Annotated in this window: 21 protein-coding genes and 1 pseudogene; 17 read left to right on the forward strand and 5 right to left on the reverse strand. The window is 64.0% G+C overall.

Translation table 11 applies throughout. The features are described from left to right. Positions 1 to 2: 2 nt before the first annotated feature. The 4 genes from AC1DNF_RS15250 to AC1DNF_RS15265 form a co-directional block, all read right to left on the reverse strand. On the reverse strand, positions 3 to 497 hold the full coding sequence (locus AC1DNF_RS15250; protein WP_478149447.1) for an arsenate reductase ArsC: 495 nt from the start codon (positions 495 to 497) through the stop codon (positions 3 to 5). 61 nt (positions 498 to 558) lie between these two features. Further along, positions 559 to 888 (reverse strand): ArsR/SmtB family transcription factor, encoded by a 330-nt coding sequence (locus tag AC1DNF_RS15255; protein ID WP_478149448.1) that lies wholly within the window; start codon positions 886 to 888, stop codon positions 559 to 561. Positions 889 to 951: 63 nt separating this feature from the next. Further along, the gene (locus tag AC1DNF_RS15260; protein WP_478149449.1) at positions 952 to 2,244 is read right to left on the reverse strand and encodes an aspartate carbamoyltransferase; all 1,293 of its coding nucleotides are present in this window, start codon (positions 2,242 to 2,244) and stop codon (positions 952 to 954) included. 110 nt (positions 2,245 to 2,354) lie between these two features. Continuing rightward, positions 2,355 to 2,732: a hypothetical protein gene (locus AC1DNF_RS15265; RefSeq protein WP_478149450.1), complete on the reverse strand. Its 378-nt coding sequence runs from the start codon at positions 2,730 to 2,732 to the stop codon at positions 2,355 to 2,357. A gap of 283 nt (positions 2,733 to 3,015) precedes the next feature. Between AC1DNF_RS15265 and AC1DNF_RS15270 the strand changes: the two genes are divergently transcribed. Beyond that, entirely contained in the window at positions 3,016 to 3,417 is a 402-nt protein-coding gene (locus AC1DNF_RS15270) for a helix-turn-helix domain-containing protein (protein ID WP_478149451.1), read from the forward strand. 1,153 nt (positions 3,418 to 4,570) lie between these two features. Here AC1DNF_RS15270 and AC1DNF_RS15275 read toward each other — a convergent pair. After that, positions 4,571 to 4,822, reverse strand: a complete 252-nt coding sequence (locus AC1DNF_RS15275) for a type II toxin-antitoxin system Phd/YefM family antitoxin (RefSeq protein WP_478149452.1) — start codon at positions 4,820 to 4,822, stop codon at positions 4,571 to 4,573. A gap of 174 nt (positions 4,823 to 4,996) precedes the next feature. Here AC1DNF_RS15275 and AC1DNF_RS15280 point away from each other — a divergent pair. From AC1DNF_RS15280 to AC1DNF_RS15355, 16 genes and pseudogenes are all read left to right on the forward strand, one after another. Next, a pseudogene (locus tag AC1DNF_RS15280) lies at positions 4,997 to 5,200 on the forward strand (nitrilase-related carbon-nitrogen hydrolase); the annotation flags it as partial. 18 nt (positions 5,201 to 5,218) lie between these two features. Then, positions 5,219 to 5,557 carry a YnfA family protein gene (locus tag AC1DNF_RS15285; protein WP_478149497.1) on the forward strand — a complete coding sequence of 113 codons (339 nt, stop codon included), beginning with the start codon at positions 5,219 to 5,221 and terminating at the stop codon, positions 5,555 to 5,557. 205 nt (positions 5,558 to 5,762) lie between these two features. After that, positions 5,763 to 6,794 (forward strand): GSU2403 family nucleotidyltransferase fold protein, encoded by a 1,032-nt coding sequence (locus tag AC1DNF_RS15290; RefSeq protein ID WP_478149453.1) that lies wholly within the window; start codon positions 5,763 to 5,765, stop codon positions 6,792 to 6,794. 194 nt (positions 6,795 to 6,988) lie between these two features. Then, positions 6,989 to 7,756: an AraC family transcriptional regulator gene (locus AC1DNF_RS15295; protein WP_478149454.1), complete on the forward strand. Its 768-nt coding sequence runs from the start codon at positions 6,989 to 6,991 to the stop codon at positions 7,754 to 7,756. 111 nt (positions 7,757 to 7,867) lie between these two features. Beyond that, entirely contained in the window at positions 7,868 to 8,887 is a 1,020-nt protein-coding gene (locus AC1DNF_RS15300; RefSeq protein WP_478149455.1) for a Bug family tripartite tricarboxylate transporter substrate binding protein, read from the forward strand. 22 nt (positions 8,888 to 8,909) lie between these two features. Next, on the forward strand, positions 8,910 to 9,803 hold the full coding sequence (locus tag AC1DNF_RS15305; protein ID WP_478149456.1) for a PhzF family phenazine biosynthesis protein: 894 nt from the start codon (positions 8,910 to 8,912) through the stop codon (positions 9,801 to 9,803). After that, positions 9,800 to 10,282, forward strand: coding sequence for a RidA family protein (locus AC1DNF_RS15310; protein WP_478149457.1), 483 nt, complete (start codon positions 9,800 to 9,802; stop codon positions 10,280 to 10,282). The genes AC1DNF_RS15305 and AC1DNF_RS15310 overlap by 4 nt, the downstream gene beginning before the upstream one ends. Positions 10,283 to 10,611: 329 nt before the next feature. Continuing rightward, positions 10,612 to 12,057, forward strand: a complete 1,446-nt coding sequence (locus tag AC1DNF_RS15315; RefSeq protein WP_478149458.1) for an IS1182 family transposase — start codon at positions 10,612 to 10,614, stop codon at positions 12,055 to 12,057. Positions 12,058 to 12,264: 207 nt separating this feature from the next. Further along, entirely contained in the window at positions 12,265 to 12,681 is a 417-nt protein-coding gene (locus AC1DNF_RS15320; RefSeq protein WP_478149459.1) for a hypothetical protein, read from the forward strand. A gap of 308 nt (positions 12,682 to 12,989) precedes the next feature. After that, entirely contained in the window at positions 12,990 to 13,481 is a 492-nt protein-coding gene (locus AC1DNF_RS15325) for a helix-turn-helix domain-containing protein (RefSeq protein WP_478149460.1), read from the forward strand. After that, positions 13,478 to 13,885 carry a VOC family protein gene (locus AC1DNF_RS15330; protein ID WP_478149461.1) on the forward strand — a complete coding sequence of 136 codons (408 nt, stop codon included), beginning with the start codon at positions 13,478 to 13,480 and terminating at the stop codon, positions 13,883 to 13,885. Before AC1DNF_RS15325 ends, AC1DNF_RS15330 begins: the two co-directional genes overlap by 4 nt. A gap of 334 nt (positions 13,886 to 14,219) precedes the next feature. After that, the gene (locus tag AC1DNF_RS15335) at positions 14,220 to 14,951 is read left to right on the forward strand and encodes an HD domain-containing protein (protein WP_478149498.1); all 732 of its coding nucleotides are present in this window, start codon (positions 14,220 to 14,222) and stop codon (positions 14,949 to 14,951) included. A 46-nt stretch (positions 14,952 to 14,997) separates the two neighbouring features. Next, a complete protein-coding gene (pdxR, locus tag AC1DNF_RS15340; protein ID WP_478149462.1) occupies positions 14,998 to 16,479 on the forward strand; it encodes a MocR-like pyridoxine biosynthesis transcription factor PdxR in 1,482 nt (493 codons plus the stop codon). Between the two features lie 161 nt (positions 16,480 to 16,640). Then, complete coding sequence (locus AC1DNF_RS15345) at positions 16,641 to 17,087, forward strand: cupin domain-containing protein (RefSeq protein ID WP_478149463.1); 447 nt, start codon at positions 16,641 to 16,643, stop codon at positions 17,085 to 17,087. A 131-nt stretch (positions 17,088 to 17,218) separates the two neighbouring features. Further along, the gene (locus AC1DNF_RS15350; protein ID WP_478149464.1) at positions 17,219 to 18,538 is read left to right on the forward strand and encodes an acetamidase/formamidase family protein; all 1,320 of its coding nucleotides are present in this window, start codon (positions 17,219 to 17,221) and stop codon (positions 18,536 to 18,538) included. Then, on the forward strand, positions 18,538 to 19,491 hold the full coding sequence (locus AC1DNF_RS15355) for a metal ABC transporter substrate-binding protein (protein ID WP_478149465.1): 954 nt from the start codon (positions 18,538 to 18,540) through the stop codon (positions 19,489 to 19,491). Before AC1DNF_RS15350 ends, AC1DNF_RS15355 begins: the two co-directional genes overlap by 1 nt. Positions 19,492 to 19,496: the final 5 nt, after the last annotated feature.

Genomic DNA, 19,496 nt, shown 5'->3' on the forward strand with positions numbered 1-19,496 from the left:
GCTCAGCGCGTGCCGATGCCCTTGATCTCGTGATGGATCGCCATCGCGTCGAGGCGCTCCATCGGCAGCGAGAGCATCAGCTCGATGCGGCGCTTGAGCGTCAGCGCCGTGTCGCGGAACACGCGGCGCTTTTCGTCGTCGGTGCCTTGGAAGCTCGCGGGGTCCGCCACGCCCCAATGGGCCGTCATCGGCTGCCCTGGCCAGACGGGGCACACCTCCCCGGCCGCGTTGTCGCACACCGTGAGAACGAAGTCGAGCTGCGGCGCGCCCGGCTTGGCGAACTCGTCCCAGTTCTTGCTGCGGAAGCCATCCGTCGGGATGCGCATCGACTTCAGCGCCTCCAGGGCGAAGGGGTTGACGGTGCCATTCGGATGGCTCCCGGCGGAGAAGGCGCGAAAGCGGCCTCCGCCCAGTTCGTTCATCAGGCCCTCCGCGATGATGGAGCGGGCGGAGTTGCCTGTGCAGATGAAGAGTACGTTGTAGGTCTTGGCGGCCATGGTCGGTTTCCTTGAGCAGCGGGTCGATGATGGGGGTTCGGTGACGACGCCCGCGCGCGGGTCAGCAGTTGCAGGCGTCGCCGCCCGCGGTCTCCACCGCGCAGGCGGCGCCTTCGCAGCAGTTGTCGGTGAGGTAGCCCAGGAGCGCGTTCATTTTGTCGTACGCGGCCCGGTAGATGAGATTGCGGCCCGCGCGCTCCTGCGTGACCAGGCCTGAATTCACCAGATCCTTCAGATGGAAGGACAGCGTGGCGGCGGGCACCCCCAGCGCCTCCTGCATGACGCTCGGCGTGAGGCCGCTCTGGCCGGTGACGACCAGTGCGCGAAACACCTCGAGGCGCAGCGGGTGGGCCAGCGCCGCGAGAGCCTGGACGACTTGTTTCGATTCCATGCTTCCAGAATACTCGAAATAAATCGCCCCGGCAAGAAAAGGCGCCCTCAGGCGCCGCCGGGCTTACTCGAGCCCGTCGAACACCGCGTCGTCCGGCCCCACGTAGGCCGGCGAGCGCCAGGACACATCGCGCATGCTGCGCGCCACCTGGTTCTCCACGCCCAGCAGCACCGCGAACAGTGCCATGCGCACGGGGATGCCGTTGTCCGTCTGCCGGAAGATCGCGAGGCGCGGGTCGTGGTTGAGGTCCGTGCTCAGGTCATTGGCCCCGGGCCGGCCGTCGCGCGGCAGCGGGTGCATGAGGATCACATCGGGCTTGCACACCGCATCCACCAGGCTCTTGCGCACCTGGAACTCCGGCGTGTAGCCCTCGATGGTCTCGCCCTCGAAGCGCTCCTTCTGAATGCGCGTGGCATACACCACGTCCGCGCCGCGCAGGCCTTCGTGCAGCGAGGGCGTCTGCTCCACCACGTGCCCATGGCGTGCCACGAGCTCCACCAGATGGGCCGGCATCTCCAGCGAGGGCGGCGCGATCAGCGTGAACCTGAGGCCGCGATACAGCGCCAGCAGGCGGATCAGCGAATGCACCGTGCGCCCGTACTTCAGGTCGCCGACGATGGCGACGTGCGTGCCGTCGATCAGCTTGCCCAGCCGCGAGAACTCGCGCTGGATCGTGTAGAGGTCGAGGATGGCCTGGCTGGGATGCTCCCCCGGCCCGTCGCCCGCGTTGATCACCGGGATGTTGGTCGCGCGCGCGAACTCCGCCACCGAGCCCTGCTCGGGATGGCGCACCACCAGCGCGTCGACATAGCCGCTCATCACGCGGCTGGTGTCGTAGATGGATTCGCCCTTTGCCATCGACGAGAAGGTGAAGCCGGTGGTATCGCACACCGTGCCGCCGAGCCGGCAGAAGGCCGCGCCGAAGCTCACCCGCGTGCGCGTGCTGGCTTCGAAGAAGAGGCTGCCCAGCACCGCGCCCTCCAGCACGCGCGACACCTTCTGCCGCCGGGCGATCGGCTGCATCACGTCGGCGATGTGGAAGAGGTCTTCCAGGCTGTCGCGGTTGAACTGCGAGACCGAGAGCAGGTGCGGCCGCCCATCCGCGGCTATGCGCTGGGCCAGCGTGCGCGCATCCACGCCGCCCGCCGCCTCGGCCGAACCCGCCGCCGCATTGGCGAGGATCTCGGCGACGAATTTCTGCACCATCTCCGGCATGGCGCGCGACTCGGTGGAGTCGGCCGGCAGCAGCCAGGTATCGAGGGCGCGACGGCGAACGCCCAGGCGGTCGGAGAAGGCATCGCGGGTGAGGTTGAGACGGCGCATGGCGTCTCGGAGGAAGTCTTGTTGGACGTGCATGGCGGCGGAGTATACGCAGAGCGTAGATTGTTTGCGCGGCGCGGGCTACGCAATGCGTATAGGCGCGGACGCGCCTGGGAAAGCGGGGCGACGCGGCCTTGCGGGCTGGGTCAGTCCGGCGGCTCTTCGGCGGTCAGGGCGGCCGGGCTTGGCAGCTCCAGATCCTCCAGCGCGCGCACATGCTCGTGCGCGAGGCGCAACACGGCCTCGACCTTGTGGATGACGGAGACGACGCCACTCTCCAGCGCGTCTTCGTCGGGGAGTTGGGATTCAAGAATATCCATCAGGTCTGGCCAGAAGAGCAGGCGCACGCGGTGCTCCTGATCGAGCTCGGCGGCGAGCTTGAGCGCGGTGGTGATGGCGCGCAGCGCGGTGATCTCGCGGCCGAGCTGGTCGGCCAGCTCGCGCAGCTCGGCCGGCACGTTTGCAATAGACGACAGGAAGCACGACGAGCCCTCGCTCGCCGTCGGTAAGATGCGTGACCCCATGGCCGGCTCTTAGCTTGTGGCCTGTGGGGGCTTGGCGTTGGGGAGGCTTTGCCCTGTCGGATGGGACGTGGGCAAGGGCGCGGGCGTGTGCGCGCGCATGGACGGTGGATGAATCGCGATTGCCGGCGTTTTCGCCATGGCTGTACTCCCTGAATCGAAGGCTTCTGACGCGTCTTGTTGTCATGCATCGGTGGGTGCTGATGCTTGAGGTCCAAGAGTTTTGTGCGCGTGAGTATGTCGCAATTTATTGCACCTAGTCAACAGTAATGGGTAAAAATAATTTATGTCGATCGGCGCTCGAATACGAGAGGAGCGTGAGCGGCTGGCCTTCACACAGGCCGGATTCGCGGCGCTGGCCAGTTCATCCAAGAGAACGCAGCTCAACTATGAGCAGGACCTGGCTACCCCGAACGCATTGACCCTGGGGGTTTGGGCGTCGGTGGGGCTGGATGTGCTCTATGTGGTGACGGGGCAGCGAACGGGTGGGGCGCCTGTGGCACCGCCGACGCCGGAGGAGCAACTGTTGTTGGCGTTTTGGCGTGCTGCTTCGAAGGAAGTTCGCAGAGCTGCGCTGGGTGCCTTGGTCGGGGCGGAGTTTCCGCCGCAGCAGCTTCCGATTGGGAGAAGCGAGCACGGAAACCTCGGGCGTCGTGTTGTGGTGAAGAAGCCCGGCCCCAAGCGGTGACCAACTATCAAGCTTGCCGCCTGTATTCGATCAAGGAATCGCGCATTAGCTTTCAACGACGGCGTAGGCTTGGCTCTGCACGTCCTCTCGAATTTGATACAGTCGGTTTGCGGCGAGAGACGGCCTTTGAGCTTGGACTGCGAACTGGAGCTGTCGGCCATATGCAGTCATTGGCGAGCGGCGGCTTTCTGGCATCCCAAGGAGATAGCAAGCCGACCACTCAAACGGCGCCACACACAGGTGCCCACAGCGTCAGAACGCCCCATCCGAAACGGCGCCCAAGCCTATGCGTTCGGAAGACGACTGTGGAGGTGTCTGACCGGCAGCTTCCAGGCGGCGGGAATCCGGAAATCGAATGTCGACTCAGGGCCCATTCTTGTCGCTCGTGCTTCACGCGCGAACGACGGCAACAGAACCGAGCCCGAAGTTCGATCCAACCGCCGGAGCGACAAGTCTCTCCTTTACCCCGGCGCCTTCAACCCCGCCAGCATCTAGTCCATGATCGGATCGATCTTGAAGGCAGCACCTCGCCACTTGTCCGGGCTGATCGCCGCCACCGCCAAACACACTGGAGGGCAGGGCATAGGTGGCTTCGCCGACGAGTTCGCGGTCGCTATAGATCGAGATTCGCGCGTCCGACATGAACGCCCTTAGGTCCCATCGCCGCGACGCCGCGTATGTCGCGCGGTAGGGGGCGGGGCGCGGGAGAAATATCGAACACGCGCGTCGCGATGCCGTTGCGCGTGAAGGCATCCTCGATCGCGGGCAGCAGACCATGTGGCCGACGCTATCAACCGGCTGACTACTTCTTCAGCTTCTCGCGCAGTGCTTTCGAAAGCGCAGCCGCCGCGACAGAAAGGCGCGCAAGCGCGGACTGGTAGACCTCGCCGTTCTCTCGCTTGTCGACGGCCACGACAGTCACCAGCAAGTGGTCGTCGTCGACCGAGTAGCCAGGCGCACGCCTAGCTGCCGCAGCTTGATCTTGTAGCAGCCCGCGAGCGGTCCATGCAGCTCTCCTCCGGGCACATGAGGGCTGTCGAGTCGCTTGGCGAGCAGCGTCTTGAGGTTTGACTGAACAGAGCCATCGAGCTTGCGCCACGCCTCCAAGGCCTCCGGCATGAAGCAAAGTCTGTATTTGTGCTTCGGCTTGCGGCTAGAGGTCGTCAATGTCGACCTCGACGGCTCGCGACTTCTCGGCCAAGCGGCTGACGGCCTTGCGGTACAACTCCTGGTCGGCCAGTTCCTCCATCATGGCCTCGAAGAGGCGAGGCTCGACCATGTAGAAGGCGGCGCGATTGTGGTTGAGCACCGCAACGGGACGGTTGTTCGCCTCCCTGAGCACTGCGGCCGGGTTCTTCTTGAACTCGGACATGCTTACGGTGACGTCGGCGAGAATGCCTTCCATTAATAGCTCCGTATTTGGAGCTAAATATAGATACGTTCTAAGCCTTGATGAAGTGCGTTCCTACTCCCTGGGCTGGGCTGGGCTGGGCTGAGCAGGCAGCAAGGTACTTGCCATGACGGTTGTATGCGGCAGATCAACCGGCGGGGATCGGCGGAGTGGGAAAGTGATGCCAGCATGGAAACACGCCACCTTCGCCTCGCTGCCATCCAGATGGTCAGCCTCAACGGTCGCGTTAGCGAGAACCTGACCCGCGCCGAGCATTGGGCCCAAATTGCCGCCGATCGGGAGGTGGAGCTCGTCCTTCTGCCGGAACTGTTCTCGACCGGGTTCGAGATCAATGCCCGTGCATGGAACGCCGCAGAGTTCCAAGGTGGACCCGTTGAGCAAAATGCGGGCATGGAAGCCATCAAGACTCTTGGACTGTTCGTCGCCACCGCCGTGGCTGAAATCGTCGGGTGCTATCTGCCCTACCTATGGCTGAAGGAAGCCAAATCGGCGTGGTTGCTCATCCCGGCAGCGCTGAGCTTGGCGCTGTTCGCGTGGATGCTGTCTCTCCACCCAACAGCCGCGGGCCGCGTTTACGCGGCCTATGGGGGCGTCTACATCGGCGTCGCCATCCTGTGGCTTTGGGCGGTGGACAAGGTTACCCCGTCGACCAGCGATTGGATTGGCGTGGCCGTGTGCTTCGTTGGCATGGCCATCATCATGTTCGGACCGCGAGAAGCGGTCCGCTGAACCGACGTCGCGGCCGGCTACAGTCGGCCAAGAACGGACATACAGCGCCGGCTCGTAATTTTTCCTTCGGTCGGAACGGTTGCGGCGCGCTTCATTGGGGGGAAGCGTCGGTGTCATCGGTCGGCGAAGAGCAGGCAAGCGCAGTTCGGCCATGCGGAGCATGGGTTTACCCACTAAAATTGTATTTTGTTGGGTAACTTCCACGATGCGGTCCCCGACCCCTCTCTTTCGCCTGCAGGAACTGGCCTTTCGAACGCAGTACGCCGAGTTGAAGGAGCGCAGCTCGTCCGGCGCACCTCTGCTTCCCGGCACGCCCGGGACGCTCGTTAAGCGCGAGGGCACCGGCTACGCCTACTGGTACAGGGTCTACTACCCGGTGCCCGGGACGAGGGCGGAGCAGCTCATTAGCAAGGACGGAGACCAAGACGCGCTTGCCGAAGCCGAGCAGCAGATTGAATTTGCGCAATGGGCTAGCGCGCAAGTCCGCAACCTCCGGGCCCTGGGCTTTCAGGTGGCAGACAAGGGTGTCGCCGGCGTCCTGGTCGAGTTGCACAACCGACACATCCTTGAAGCGGGCCTCGTTCTGGTAGGGACGCTGGCCTACATGGCTTGGCTCAATGAGCTGGGCGCCAAGGCCGTTGCAGGTCGGACCCAGGATGTGGACCTTGCCACACCCAAGCACCTTAAACTGGGTGCGTCGCAATCATTCCTCGACGCGATGGCGGCCACAAAGCTGGGCTTCTCTCCGGTGCCGGGCATGCCTAACCAGGCCCCTTCGACCTCTTTGAAGTTAAAGGGGCGCGAAGGTCTACGCGTTGACCTCCTGGTCCACGGCAAGGAACTTGGTAAGCCCGTGCCCATTCCGCAGTTGATGTGGCACGCCGAGGCCGTGCCACATTTCGACTATCTGCTCAAGCAACCGCAGCCCGGCGCCGTCTTGGCGGGTGGCCACTGCATTCCCCTGATGCTGCCTCGGGCCGAGCGCTTCGTCTGGCACAAGCTCTACTCGAGTGCCTCGCGCAAAGGCTTTCCCGAGAAGGCCGAAAAGGACCTGATTCAGAGCGCCACGCTCGCATCAGTTTTGGTCGAGCAGCAAGACGAGCCGATGGTCGACTCGTTCGGGGAGTTGCCATCCAGCATGCAGGCTGCCGTGAGGAAGCGGTTGCCCGCCCTGCGCCGAGCCCTGGCCGGTCATCCGCAGACGCTTGAACAGTTCGAGATGGCGCTCGACTCGTGACGTTGGGAAAGCAGGTCAACAGGCACGCCCGCAGTCATGCGCGTTGAACGACTGCTCCTGCACGGCAACCGAACGGCCGCTTCGAAGCGAGGCGTACAGCCGCTTCGGGCCCAAAGCGCCTGTTGCCGCGCCACGCGATAACATGGCCTGGAAATCGCTTGCCTGTCTATGAAGCCGCGGGAGCGCCAATGGCCATGTCAATTCCCCTTTCGTCCAAGCTGGCGGCAACCGCCGACCATGGCTTTGCCTTGCGGCAGAGCCGACAGCCGCACTACCGCTTCGACTGGCACACGCACGATTGCGCCATGTTGCTGTGGCCGCAAGTCGGTGCGCTCGACAGCCGCTGGGTTGTCGACCCCGCTGCTGCACCCCAGGCGTTTCGACTGGTCCGCCATACCGCCTTGCTGTTGCCCGCGTCGGCAGCGCACAGCACGCGGTCACGGGACTTGCGTCAACGCCACGGGGAACTCTATCTTCGACCCGAGTTTCTGGGCTATGGAGGCCGCTTTGGCGTCGTCCAGCTCGACGGCGCTGCATTCGCCATGCTTGAGGCTCTTAGTGCCCCCACTTTGGCTCTTGATAGCGGCGAGCCATTGATACGTGCGCTCATCACCCAACTGTCCGCGCGACGGTCCTCTCAATGCCAGGCGGCATCGGCCCTGGTCCCTGCAGCCCCGCTCTCGCAGCGCATGCTGGGTTGCTACGCCAGTGCCCTGGATGAGGAGCTACCACTGCCTACGGTGGAGGTGGTAGCCAAAGAACTCGGAGTCTCTGTTCGCCAGCTGCAACGCGCCTGCGCCGCCGAACTGGGCAACAGCCCGGTGGCCGTACGCCGCCGATTGCTTGCCTTGAAAGCGCGCGAACTGCTTGCGCACGGCGCACCCCCTTCGTTGGTCAGCCAACAGCTGTGCTTCACCCACAGCGGCCACTTGAACCGGCTCCTGCGCGAAGTTAAGCCCTGAGGTGTTTTTCTCTCGGCCGGCGCTGCTCCGCTGGCGTCGCAAATCGGTTGGCGCCTTGTCGCCTTCTGGTTCGCGCGGCGACAAGCTCGCTCCTAGCATGAAGGCGTCGTCATGCTCTCTGGAGTTCTCGTGCATCTTCCTCGTCTCATACCTACACGCAGTCAAGTACTCGCCCAGGCCCTGCTGGCGACCAGTGGTCTGCTCGCCTTGCTCACCCCTGCCATCGCTTCGGCGCAAGCCTGGCCCACCCGCCCCATCACCATCGTGGTTCCTTTTCCAGCCGGAGGCGGCACCGACCTGGCCATCCGAAGCATTCAGCCCCAACTGCAAAAGGAACTGGGGCAACCGGTCGTGATTGATAACCGCAGCGGTGCCGGCGGTACCATCGGTTCGACTTACGTGGCCAAGGCCGCGCCTGACGGGTACACCGCCGTGCTGGCCACCACCAGTACCCATGCCGTCAGCGTAAGCGTTTATCCGCGCCTGCCCTACGACCCTCTACGCGACTTCGTGTATGCGGGCTTCATCGGCACCTCCCCGTATGTGCTGGCAACCAACCCCGCGGTCCACGGCACCGACGTGAAATCGCTTGTCGCCACGCTCAAGCAGAACCCGCAGCAGTACAGCTTCGGGTCCGTCGGTGCGGGTACCGTGTCGCACCTGCTGGGTGAGCAATTCAAGTCCTATGCGGGCGTGCCGCTGGTGCATGTGCCTTACCGAGGGGCGGCGCCGGCCTATACCGACCTCATGGGAGGGCAGGTTCAACTGATGTTCGACAACCCGGCCGGTCTGGTTCCGTATATCCGGAGCGGGAAGCTGGTGGCCGTGGCGACCACCGCACCAAACGCGTTGTTGGCAGGCGTGCCTACCTTCCAGCAGCAGGGCATCCCGAACTTCACCCAGTCCCTTTGGTACGGCGTAGCTTTTCCACGTGGCACGCCAAGCAATGTGGTGGAGCGCTTCAACAATGCGCTGAACAAGGTCCTCGCCGACCGCGCCGTGGCCGCCGACTACGCCGCCAAGGGCATCAATGCGCGACCCGGCACCCCGGCCGAACTGCAGGCTGCGGTCGCGGCCGACATTCCTTACTGGGGGCGCATCGCCAAGGCCGTAGGTGCAAGAATTGACTGAGAACGCCCCTGCCTCGTCCCCTATGACACCACCCTCCACAGGCGAATTGCGGACAGTCGATGTTTTTGTCAAAGGCGCAGCGGGCGGAAATCCCGTACCCCTCGTCGCAGATGCGTCGGCCCTTCTGTGGCAGGACATGCAGTCCATCGCGAAGACCACCGGGCATGAGTCGGCGTTCGTGCTGCCGGCCTCGGCATCCGATGCCGACTGGCGCTTTCGTTTCTTCGTGCCGCATCACGAGATGGAAATGTGTGGCCATGCCACGGTGGGCACACTGTGGGCATTGCGCCAATGGGGCCAGTGGCGCACGCCTGCTGCACGCATCGAAACATTGAGCGGCCTGGTCGATGCTGAGTGGGATGCGGTGGCCTCCCGCGTATGGATTTCACAGCCGAATGTGCAAGCGGAGGCGCTGACGCCCGAAGCCTGCCAACGTGTCGGGGCGGTGCTGGGCCTGCCCGCTGGCTTGGCTCCGGTGATGACCAACGCCAGCACCAGCCGGGTCAAGACCCTGGTGCAACTGCACGATGTGGCTTCGCTGAATGCGCTGCATCCCGACTTCGCAGCGATGGAAGCACTGTGCGCATCCATCGGCTCAACCGGCTTGTATCCCTACGCCATGGCAGACAAGGCAGCGACGGGCGAGCCAGTCGTTGCCGCGCGGCAATTCCCGAAGTCCTCGGGTTACCCAGAGGACGCGGCTACAGGGATTGCGGCAGCAGCTTTGTGGGGACATCTTGCAGCCACCGGCGCCATCGCTACAGGTTCACAAGTAGCACCCATCGTCTGCACAGTCCGGCAAGGCGATGCGATGGGCAGACCTTCAGCCATTGAGGTGCGAGCCCGGTTTGGAGACGATGGCGTGATAGTCGGCTGCTGGCTGACCGGGCAAGTCGTCTGGGGTGAGCAGCCATGAACGCGACAACGCCAGAACAGCGCCTTGCCGCTGCCGGGCATCGCCTACCCGCACCGCCGCAACCTCGAGGCAGCTATGCGCCTTTTCATCTGCAGACGATGCAAGGCGGAAGCCGGCTACTCACCGTCAGCGGCCAGACCTGCCGCATCGACGGTGTGGCGATTTCCGGAACGTGCACGCCTGGCGCGTCGTTGGAGCCGGCCTGCGCAGCAGCAAAGGTCGCCATGCTGAACCTGCTTGCAGCCGTGGCGGCTGCTTGTGGCGGCGCGCTGCCGGTGCGCCTGGATGTATGCCGCGTTCGCGGCTTCGTCCGCAGCACCGCTGATTTCACCTCGCACACCGCGGTGCTCGACGCGGCCTCAACCGTGCTATGTATTGCATGGCCCGACGCGACCAGACCGGCACGAACCGCAGTTGGGGTGGCAAGTCTGCCGGACGGAGCATTCGTCGAAATTGAGCTGGATGCCGTTTTGCCATGAAGATCCAATCGTAGGCAGTTCCTCGAAGAACGACCTTCAGCGCCGACATCACCTCTGGCTAGCGTAGCCAAGGGGCATAGGGTGATACTGCTGGGCGCGCGCACAAAGGAGATGGCTCGTCGACTTGCGACCAAGGCCTGTCGCAAAGCACTACCTGCGAGAGAAGAAAACGGCGGAGAAATGGGTGCTTCCGAGAAAAGGCTACTTCTGCTTCGGGCCTAAGGCTCCGAGACGGCAACCGGCTGCAGTCGGCCGAGGTTGTGTGAAAACACTTCGTCGATCGTCTCACTCAAAATAAAATAGGCCAACCCGTCAGAGCGAGGTGGCGCATGAAGCGATTCATCGAAGGCGAAGACCGACAGCAGGTCGCGTTGTTGCCGGAATGTCTCGACGACTATATCGGCGAAGACAACCCGGTGCGAGTCGTCGACGCCTTTGTCGAGGAACTGGACCTTCAAGCGCTGGGCTTCAAGGGTGTTGATCCGGCTTCCACCGGTCGACCGTCGTATCACCCTGCGGTGCTGCTCAAGCTCTACATCTACGGGTATCTGAACTGCATCCAGTCCAGCCGGCGCCTGGAACGCGAAGCCCAACGCAACGTCGAGTTGATGTGGCTCACTGGCCGGCTGGCCCCGGACTTCAAGACCATTGCCGACTTCCGTCACGACAACGGAGCGGGCATCCGCAACGTCTGCAAGCGTTTCGTCGGCATGTGCCGGGAACTCAAGCTTTTCACGCAGGCCATCGTGGCCATCGATGGAAGCAAATTCAAGGCGGTCAACAGCCGGGACCGCAACGTCACGTCCGCCAAGATTGATGCGCGCCAGCGGCAGATTGAGCAGAGCATCCAGCGCTACCTTGACGCGCTGGAGACCGCCGACCGCACGCAGCCCGCGGAGGTCGAGGCCAAGACCGAGCGGCTGCAGGACAAGATCAAGAAGCTGCGCGAGCAGATGCGCCAGCTCGACGAGACCAAGGAGCAACTGAGGCACGAACCCGACGGCCAGCGCTCCACCACCGATCCAGACTCGCGCTCGATGAACTCACAGGCCAAGGGCTCGGGCCTGGTGGGCTACAACGTGCAGGCGGCGGTCGATGCCAAGCACCATCTGATCGTTGCCCACGAGGTCACGAACGTCGGTAGCGATCGCGCCCAGCTGAGCAAGATGGCGCAGGCGGCGCGCAAGGCCATGGGCAAAGACAAGCTGAGAGTGTTTGCCGATCGCGGTTACTTCAACGGTACCGAGCTCAAGGCGTGCGAAGACACGGGCATTACGGCCTTCGTGCCCAAGCCGATGACCTCGAACGCGAAGGCTGAGGGTCGCTTCGACAAGGGCGACTTCATCTACATCGCGAGGGATGATGAATACCAGTGTCCGGCAGGAGAACGCGCGATCTATCGGTTCAGCACGGTGGAAAGCAATCTCAAGCAACATGTCTATTGGACCAGCGCCTGCCCCAGGTGTGCGATGAAGGAATCGTGCACGACCGGCGACTACCGGCGTATCCGTCGCTGGGAGCATGAAGAAGTCCTGGAGCGCGTTCAGCATCGACTTGATCGCAAGCCCGACGCCATGACGCTGCGAAGGCGCACCGTGGAGCACGTGTTCGGCACGCTCAAGCACTGGATGGGCTGGACGCACTTCTTGACGAAGACGCTGGAGCACGTCAGCACCGAAATGAGCTTGCATGTGCTGGCTTACAACCTCAAGCGGGTGATCGCCATCCTGGGCATGACCAGAACGATGAAGGCGATGAAGCTGGCAGGGGCGTGAGCGCCTTTAATGACGGCTGAGGGTGGTCCAGAACATCACGAACAGGAGGAATGCGCGTTTGCGCGGCGATCAGCACTGGATGGCATCAGCAGGCTCAATGACGGGACCTGTGGACTCGTGTTCGGCATACTGGTGTGTCAACTGCGTTTCCACACGGCCTCGGCCAAAACCGGACCTCCCTCCTACAAGCGAGTCCTCGTAGACCTCATGACTGTCGGAACCTCATCACTCACGCTCGCGGCGCTCGACCAAGTCGCGGCACTACGTTCTACGGAATTTCAAGGCGACGATTCAACCGTGATGCGGTTGTTGCATCAGTATGGGGCCGCCAGCGACCTAGCAAATCTTCTTTGGGATGACCTATCGCTGGACGTGCGCAACGAACGTCGAGAGGACATCAGCGACCTTTTGTCGCTGTGGGTGTGGAGAACGACCGACAACGGCTCGCGCATCGAAACGACCAAGGCCATATGGCTCAGTGAATGCATCGATGAGAACAAGGTGTGGGTAGCTCTGCACAGAGAGGGCGTCCCGTTCTCTACCGAGCCCGAACTTGTGGGTCACGCTGCAGTGGCGTTTCCTAGCCTGGCTGGAATTTGCCATGAGGCGCTCCGCAATCGCTGACAGCTCCGGAGCAACTCCGATGGCCGCTCTGGGCACGCAGCGAATGACCGCTGTGCGGGACGCGCGAACGGCGGCTTTGGGCCCTGACCAGTCCTTCAGTCCCTGCGAACGGCTCGCCCCAGACCGGTCGTCCACTGCAATGCTCGGCGCATGCTCACGTTTGAAGCGAAGGTGGCGCCGCGCGGCTGCCACTCAAAATGGCGTCCTCGCCGGTGACGGCGCCCGCCTAGCATCGCTTCGAAATGAACGACGCTGAATTTGTACCTCCAGGAGGCTCAAATGCCTCTCGATGTGCGTCCGGAGATGGCATGAATAGAGACCCAGCAAACCAGGATCCTGAACTGTTGCGCCGGCTGCTGCGCGCGAAGGACCGGATAGACGCCGCATCGCACGAGGAGTGGCCTGTCGGGCGGCTGGCGCAGGTGAGTGGCGTCTCCGAGGCCCACTTCGCGCGATCGTTCAAGCAGGCCTTCGGCATCCCACCGCACCGGTACCTGCTCACGCGGCGCATCGAGCGGGCGATGACGCTGCTCCGCGAAACCGATCTGTCCATCACTGACGTCGCCTTTGATACAGGCTGGGCGAGCCTGGGCACCTTCGGGCGCACCTTCCGCGATATCACAGGCGATAGTCCGAGCGCAGTCCGGATGCGCGTGAGGGCGACGACGCGCGAACTGGGCCGCGTGCCCGTCTGCATTGTCAGCGCCGCTCACCGACCCGACCTCATGACCGCAGTTTCGGAGAAGCGACGCCAGGCGACAGGCGGTAAAAATGAGCCCGAACAACAGGAGATCCAATGATTCAAGGCGTTGAAGTAGTCGGTTTGTACGTGCGCGATCAAGACGAAGCACTCGCGTTCTATGTCGAGCAGCTCGGGTTCCGCGTCCACACGGACGTGGCAAACGGCGACTATCGCTGGCTCACGGTGCAGCACCCGGACCAGCCCTCGTTCCAGCTCGGCCTGTTCACACCCGGACCGCCGGTGCTTGATGCGGCGACGGCGCAGACAGTGCGCGCCATCGTGGCCAAAGGCGCCATGCCGCCGCTCGTGCTGACCGTGGACGACTGCCGCGCTGCCTACGACCGAATGTTCGCCCGGGGGGTGGAGTTCACGCAGGAACCCGTGGATCGCTACGGTACTGTCGATGCCGGCTTCCGCGATCCGTCGGGGAACGGGTGGAAGATGATCCAGGCGCGCCGCTAAGGAGGCCCCCTCGAACCGGAACCACCGGGTCCGGCAGACGCACCGCTGGCTGTCCGTTGCATTGACGGTCACAGTCATCGCCAACATTCGCGGGTTCCCGGGCAAGCTGAAGCAGGTCGGCGCTTCCGCACAGACAGGAAGGCCGCCGCCCCGCGCATCGCGGCTGAATCGCCCTCGGCCGTCATTGAATGGCCTGCATTTGGCAATTGCAGATACATCATTTCCATTCAGTTCAAGTTTCGCCCATCATCGCAATCCACCATTCCGTGGAAAGGACGCAGACCTCCATCGGCGTCGCGAACAGCCCGTGAACTGGACATTGGAGAAAGCCATGATGCTTCAGGAAATACCAGGGGTGCGTATCCCCGACAGCAAACTCGCGCGCGAAATGACCCAGTTCATTCGCGAGACCGAGAGCGACCTGCTCTTCCACCACTCGGTCCGAGTCTATTGCTGGGGAGTCCTGGCGGGAAACCGGATGGGATTGAAATTCGACCCCGAGCTGCTTTACGCGGCTTCCATGTTCCACGACATCGGCCTCACCGCCCGCTACGAAGGCAGCCAGCTTCGCTTCGAGGTGGATGGCGCGAATGCCGCGCGTGATTTTCTTCAGGGGCACGGCATCTCCGCGAACGACATCGAGACGGTTTGGAACGCCGTCGCTCTCCACACAACGCCCGGCATTCCGCAATTCATGCGTCCGGAGATCGCGCTGCTGCAGGCGGGGGCCGGCATGGACGTCGCCGGCCGCGGCTACGACCAATTCACCGACTCGCAGCGCGAGGCCGTGGTCGCCGCCTTTCCCCGAGAATCCGACTTCAAGCATGGAATCATCGACGCCTTCTATCAGGGCATGAAGCACCGCCCCGACAGCACCTTCGGGACCTTCAACGATGACGTCCTGGCGTTCAAGGATCCACACTTCCGGCGGAAGGATATGTGCACCATCATCCTTGCTTCAAGCTGGAATGGTCGAACTGGCTGCGATGTCCCGAAAGCTTGTTCATCCGCCCACGACCACCACGCCATCGCAACCCAGGGCAGGACGCCGGACGAACACTCATAGCATGCAGATGCGCTGAGCCGCGCCTCGGCTCACTTGGAAGCAGACCATGACCACACCGCCTGACAAAGAGCGCCTTGAGGGTTGGCGGCTCGAATCGCGAGCGAGCGTGCCGCTTCACCAGCAGATTTCGGACGGGATCAAGCGGCGAATCGCCTCCAGGGCGCTCGGTGTGGGCGCGCGCCTGCCGTCTTCGCGCGATCTGGCCTCGCAGTTGGGCGTTTCCCGCGCCACCGTCGAGCTCGCGTACAGCAACCTTGCGGCCGAAGGGTACGTCGCCCGTCGCTCCGCGGCGGGCACCCGGGTGCTGCCAGCGCGCACGCAAGCGCCTCAACCCCTCCTTCGAACGTCTGCGCCGCTGTTGCCCGGACTGGCTTCGGAGGCGGCGCAACCGCCGAGCTTGTTTCAGATGGGGCTGCCCGCGCTGGACGCATTTCCTCGCAAGCTCTGGTCCAGGCTGGCGGCGCGGCACGCACGGTCGCTGTCTTTGTCCAGGATGGTCTATCAGGAGCCCAGCGGCTTTGCGCCGCTGCGCCGTGCGATCGCCAATCACCTCGCGATTGGCCGCGGACTCGCATGCAGCGAAAGGCAGGTCTTTGTGACGTCCGGGTTCTTGGGTGCCTTGTCATTGGCCGCGCGCGCATTGCTCACCGCCGGCGACAAGGTCCTGGTCGAAGACCCGGCGTTTCCGCCCGCGCGCGAAGCCATCAGGCTGGCCGGAGGCGTTCCGATCGCCGTGCCGGTGGATGGCTTCGGAATGGACGTCTCCGCCGGCATCGCCTGCGCTTCCGATGCACGGGCCGCGCTGATCACACCGGTCGCGCAGTTCCCCCTGGGCTGCGCGCTTTCCGCAAGCCGGCGCCGCCAATTGCTGGCCTGGGCCGGCCGGTCGCACGCTTGGGTGCTCCAGGATGACTACGAGGAGAACCTGACCTGCGCGGACAGGACGCAAGCCCTGTGCGCACCCGCCGAATCGACGGATCGGGTGCTGCATCTGGGATCGTTCAGCAACGTGCTGTTCCCGGGGTTTCGCCATGGCTACCTCGTGGCACCCGAATCACTCGTGCCGCGGCTGGAGTATGCGGCGGCGCTGCTGCCGGCGCACCAGTCGCTGCTCGATCAGATGGTGGTGTGCGACTTCATTGCCCAGGGACACTTCGCGCGCCACCTGGCGCGTATGAAAAGCCTCTACGCCGAGCGAAGGCTGGCCTTGGCGCAGGCACTGAACGAGGCTTTCGGGGCCCTTGGGCGCGCGGAGAGCTGCGGCATGCATCTGCTCCTTCGGCTGCCCGCTCAGGTCGACGATGTATCTCTGGCCGCGGCGGCACGCTCCCGTGGGCTGGCTGTGAATGCGCTCTCGCCCATGAGCCTTCACGCGAACACGGGCCCCGGATTGCTGCTCGGCTTCACCAACGTCCTTCCCGAAGGCGCGATGGATGCCGCGCTGTGTCTGCGCGGGGTGCTTCAGGCCCATCTTCCGCCGCATGCCGGGCGCGCGGCGACGGACAACCGCATGGCTCAGCGCGCCTGAGCCGACCAGGCCTTGGTCTGGTCCGATCGACCGATCTTGGACCGGCCCGCCCGGCGGCCGGACCCTATGCTGACGAAGCCGCCAGCATCCCGAGAGACTCTCGCGAACGCTGGTCCGGCGCAGAAAGCAATGCACCACTCGACCAGAAAGAGACTGACCTGATGTTCTTGTCCGCCATTCTTGCAAGCAAGATCCGCCCCGCATGGGGGGCAATTGCTGCAGCAACGCTGCTGAGCGCGGCACCCGCCTGGAGCCAGACCACGACCGCTCCCCTGAGCGGGCGCGCCCTGGAGTCCGTCCTGTCCGAAAAGCTATCCATCGCACCAGGCAAGGTTCTCACTTCCCAGATCGTCCACTACCCCCCCGGCGGTGCATCGAAGGCGCATCGGCATGACGCCGATGTCTTTGCCTTCGTCCTGTCCGGGAGCATCCTTTCTCAAACGGAAGGGCATGGCGACGCGAAGGTCTATCGCGCCGGCGAGGGGCGCTTCGAGCGTCGCGGTGAACACCATGTCGTGAGCCGCAACGCGAGCACGACGGAGCCGGCGAGCATGCTCGTGGTCTACATCCATGATGAAGGTGCCACCCTGACGAGCTTCGACCACTAGGCACCCATCGCGGCGGCCACGGAAACCCGTGGCGTGCCCTGCACACCGTCGATCGTCGCCGGGAATGAGACCCGGCAGCCGCGGCGGGCGAGCGCATTCATTGCGCCAATAGAACAAGGACGGAGACAACAATGACATATCTTGCCAATGCACTTGGCGGTGGCTTCGTGGCCGCGATGCTGCTCATTGCGGGGGGCGGCCTCCCGCTGGCGGCCCATGCCCAGAAGGCCTCCACAGCCGGCAGCGGCCTCGACAAGCGAAGTGTGGTTCGCCTCGAAGGCAACCCGCAGACCACACAGTTCGGCTGGTTCGACAACTCGCAGCCCCCGGTCGCCAGGATCCGTTCCGGAGACACGATCGTGATGGAGACCTTGATCCACGGAGACAAGCAGGTCGTCATGAATGAAATGACCATCGACCAGATGACCGCGCGCGCCAGGCAGGAGCAGGCGGAATCGCCCGGCAGGGGCCCGCACTCCATCACCGGGCCCGTGTATGTGGAGGGTGCCCAGCCCGGAGACGTCCTGAAGATCGAAATCGGCAAGATCGTCCCTGCCTCTTACGCGCTGAACTTCAGCTATCCCGGATTCGCCGGAGCGTTCCCGAAGCAGTTCTCGCAGGGGCAGCTCAAGTATTTCCTCCTGGACAACGAGAAGCAGCGTGTGGAGTTCGCGCCGGGTATCGACATTCCTCTTCGTCCATTCCCGGGACTGCTCGCTGTCGCGCGCGCCGAGCCAGGTCACTACAGCACCGTCCCTCCGGGTCGATTCGGCGGCAATCTGGACATCAACGAGATGGTGTCCGGAACAACGCTGTACCTGCCGGTCTTCGTCGAAGGAGGCATGCTCTGGTCCGGCGACTCTCACGCCGCGCAGGGAAATGGCGAAGTCAATCTGACGGCCCTCGAGACGTCGTTCAAGGAACTTCCCCTGACGGTGACCGTGCTCAAGGGAAGGAAGCTGGAATGGCCCCGCATAGAGACGCCCACTCACTGGCTGGCCGTCGGATACGACAAGGATCTGAACCTGGCCTTCAACCTGGTGCAGGAACAGACGGCCAGGCTGATCGCCGAGCAGAGCGGCGTCGGGCCCGCGGAAGCGCGCTCGGCCATGTTGTCCACATGGGACTGCCGCATCGCTGAAGTCGTGAACGTGCTGAAAGGCACCTACTGCATGGTGCCGAAGAGAAAGGGCACCCCCGCGGCCGCGCTGCCCACGCACGACGATCGAGACAACCTGGTCACCTACGCCAAGGACCCGGATCTGAACAAGGCAATGGACGAGGCGGCGCTCTCCATGATCGACAGACTCGCGGGTGAGAAGGGCCTCTCTCGCTTGGACGCCTATTCGCTCGCCAGCATGGCCATGGACTGCCGCCTGGGCTCACCCGTCGGTGCGGAGCGCGAGGTGCACTGTCTCATGAAGAAGAGCCTCTGGACCGGCGGTCGGTGATGCTCGCACCCGCCGGTATCACGAGGCGGGCCGTTGTTGCGGGCACGCTCACCGCCGTCGGCGTCCGCGCAGGCGAGCTCCGGCCGCATGCGAGCGCATCGCAGCTGCGCACGGTCGCGACGACCAGCGACCTTGCCAGCCTGGTCGCCGCGGTCGGTGGCGAGCTCGTTGAGGTCCAGGCCGTCATACCGCCCTTTGCGGACCCCGAGTCATATGAACCGCGAGCGAGCGACCTGGCGCTGATCGCCGACGCCGCGCTCGTGGTGAGGGTCGGCCTGGGCTACGACCATTGGCTGGAGAAACTGCTCGGCCGGGGAGGGCGCACCGGCCTTCCCAGGGACCCCGACTCGGTGGTCGACGCGTCTTCCGGGGTTCCGCTGCTGGAGGTGAATGGGCGCGACCCCTTTGCCCAGAACAACACCCACGCGCATGGCATGGCCAACCCCCACTACTGGCTGGATCCGGCCAACGCCGAAACGATGACGGCGACGATCGGCGCGGCAATCGCAAGGCGCTTGCCTTCCGGCGCAGAGGCCGTGCTGGAGAATCGCAATCGGTTTCTCGAACGACTCCGTCATGGGATGGATGCCTGGGCGCAGACTTTGGCGCCTTTCCGTGGCGCCGCTGTCCTCGCGTATCACAACAGCTGGCCGTATTTCGCTCGCCGCTTCCACCTGAACGTTGCCGGATTCATCGAACCGAGGGAAGGGGTGACGCCAAGTGCCGCGCACCTTGCATCCCTGCTGGCGCAAGCGCGGCAGAGCACGGTTCGTGCGATCCTGCAGAAGACGAACGAGCCCAGGCGCTTCGCCGAGGCAGTAGCGGCACGCCTGGGTGTGCCCTTGGTCCAGCTCGCGCCCGCCGTGGGCAGCGTGCCCCAGGCGGGGGACTACCTCGGTTTGATGGAATACAACGTCAACACGCTTGCACGTGCGCTCGGCGCTTCTCGGTAGGACGT

It is taken from the genome of Variovorax sp. 01T432, from assembly GCF_056398605.1.

Excerpts from the sequence above, each read along its gene's own strand:
- AC1DNF_RS15310 (WP_478149457.1), top strand. The coding sequence starts at position 9,800 with ATGAACGCGACAACGCCAGAACAGCGCCTTGCCGCTGCCGGGCATCGC.
- AC1DNF_RS15275 (WP_478149452.1), bottom strand. The coding sequence starts at position 4,822 with ATGGAAGGCATTCTCGCCGACGTCACCGTAAGCATGTCCGAGTTCAAG.
- AC1DNF_RS15315 (WP_478149458.1), top strand. The coding sequence starts at position 10,612 with ATGAAGCGATTCATCGAAGGCGAAGACCGACAGCAGGTCGCGTTGTTG.
- AC1DNF_RS15250 (WP_478149447.1), bottom strand. The coding sequence starts at position 497 with ATGGCCGCCAAGACCTACAACGTACTCTTCATCTGCACAGGCAACTCC.
- AC1DNF_RS15355 (WP_478149465.1), top strand. The coding sequence starts at position 18,538 with ATGCTCGCACCCGCCGGTATCACGAGGCGGGCCGTTGTTGCGGGCACG.
- AC1DNF_RS15255 (WP_478149448.1), bottom strand. The coding sequence starts at position 888 with ATGGAATCGAAACAAGTCGTCCAGGCTCTCGCGGCGCTGGCCCACCCG.
- AC1DNF_RS15290 (WP_478149453.1), top strand. The coding sequence starts at position 5,763 with ATGCGGTCCCCGACCCCTCTCTTTCGCCTGCAGGAACTGGCCTTTCGA.
- AC1DNF_RS15285 (WP_478149497.1), top strand. The coding sequence starts at position 5,219 with ATGGAAGCCATCAAGACTCTTGGACTGTTCGTCGCCACCGCCGTGGCT.
- AC1DNF_RS15345 (WP_478149463.1), top strand. The coding sequence starts at position 16,641 with ATGTTCTTGTCCGCCATTCTTGCAAGCAAGATCCGCCCCGCATGGGGG.
- AC1DNF_RS15350 (WP_478149464.1), top strand. The coding sequence starts at position 17,219 with ATGACATATCTTGCCAATGCACTTGGCGGTGGCTTCGTGGCCGCGATG.
- AC1DNF_RS15295 (WP_478149454.1), top strand. The coding sequence starts at position 6,989 with ATGTCAATTCCCCTTTCGTCCAAGCTGGCGGCAACCGCCGACCATGGC.
- pdxR (WP_478149462.1), top strand. The coding sequence starts at position 14,998 with ATGACCACACCGCCTGACAAAGAGCGCCTTGAGGGTTGGCGGCTCGAA.
- AC1DNF_RS15270 (WP_478149451.1), top strand. The coding sequence starts at position 3,016 with ATGTCGATCGGCGCTCGAATACGAGAGGAGCGTGAGCGGCTGGCCTTC.
- AC1DNF_RS15335 (WP_478149498.1), top strand. The coding sequence starts at position 14,220 with ATGCTTCAGGAAATACCAGGGGTGCGTATCCCCGACAGCAAACTCGCG.
- AC1DNF_RS15330 (WP_478149461.1), top strand. The coding sequence starts at position 13,478 with ATGATTCAAGGCGTTGAAGTAGTCGGTTTGTACGTGCGCGATCAAGAC.
- AC1DNF_RS15320 (WP_478149459.1), top strand. The coding sequence starts at position 12,265 with ATGACTGTCGGAACCTCATCACTCACGCTCGCGGCGCTCGACCAAGTC.
- AC1DNF_RS15325 (WP_478149460.1), top strand. The coding sequence starts at position 12,990 with ATGAATAGAGACCCAGCAAACCAGGATCCTGAACTGTTGCGCCGGCTG.
- AC1DNF_RS15300 (WP_478149455.1), top strand. The coding sequence starts at position 7,868 with ATGCTCTCTGGAGTTCTCGTGCATCTTCCTCGTCTCATACCTACACGC.
- AC1DNF_RS15265 (WP_478149450.1), bottom strand. The coding sequence starts at position 2,732 with ATGGGGTCACGCATCTTACCGACGGCGAGCGAGGGCTCGTCGTGCTTC.
- AC1DNF_RS15260 (WP_478149449.1), bottom strand. The coding sequence starts at position 2,244 with ATGCACGTCCAACAAGACTTCCTCCGAGACGCCATGCGCCGTCTCAAC.
- AC1DNF_RS15305 (WP_478149456.1), top strand. The coding sequence starts at position 8,910 with ATGACACCACCCTCCACAGGCGAATTGCGGACAGTCGATGTTTTTGTC.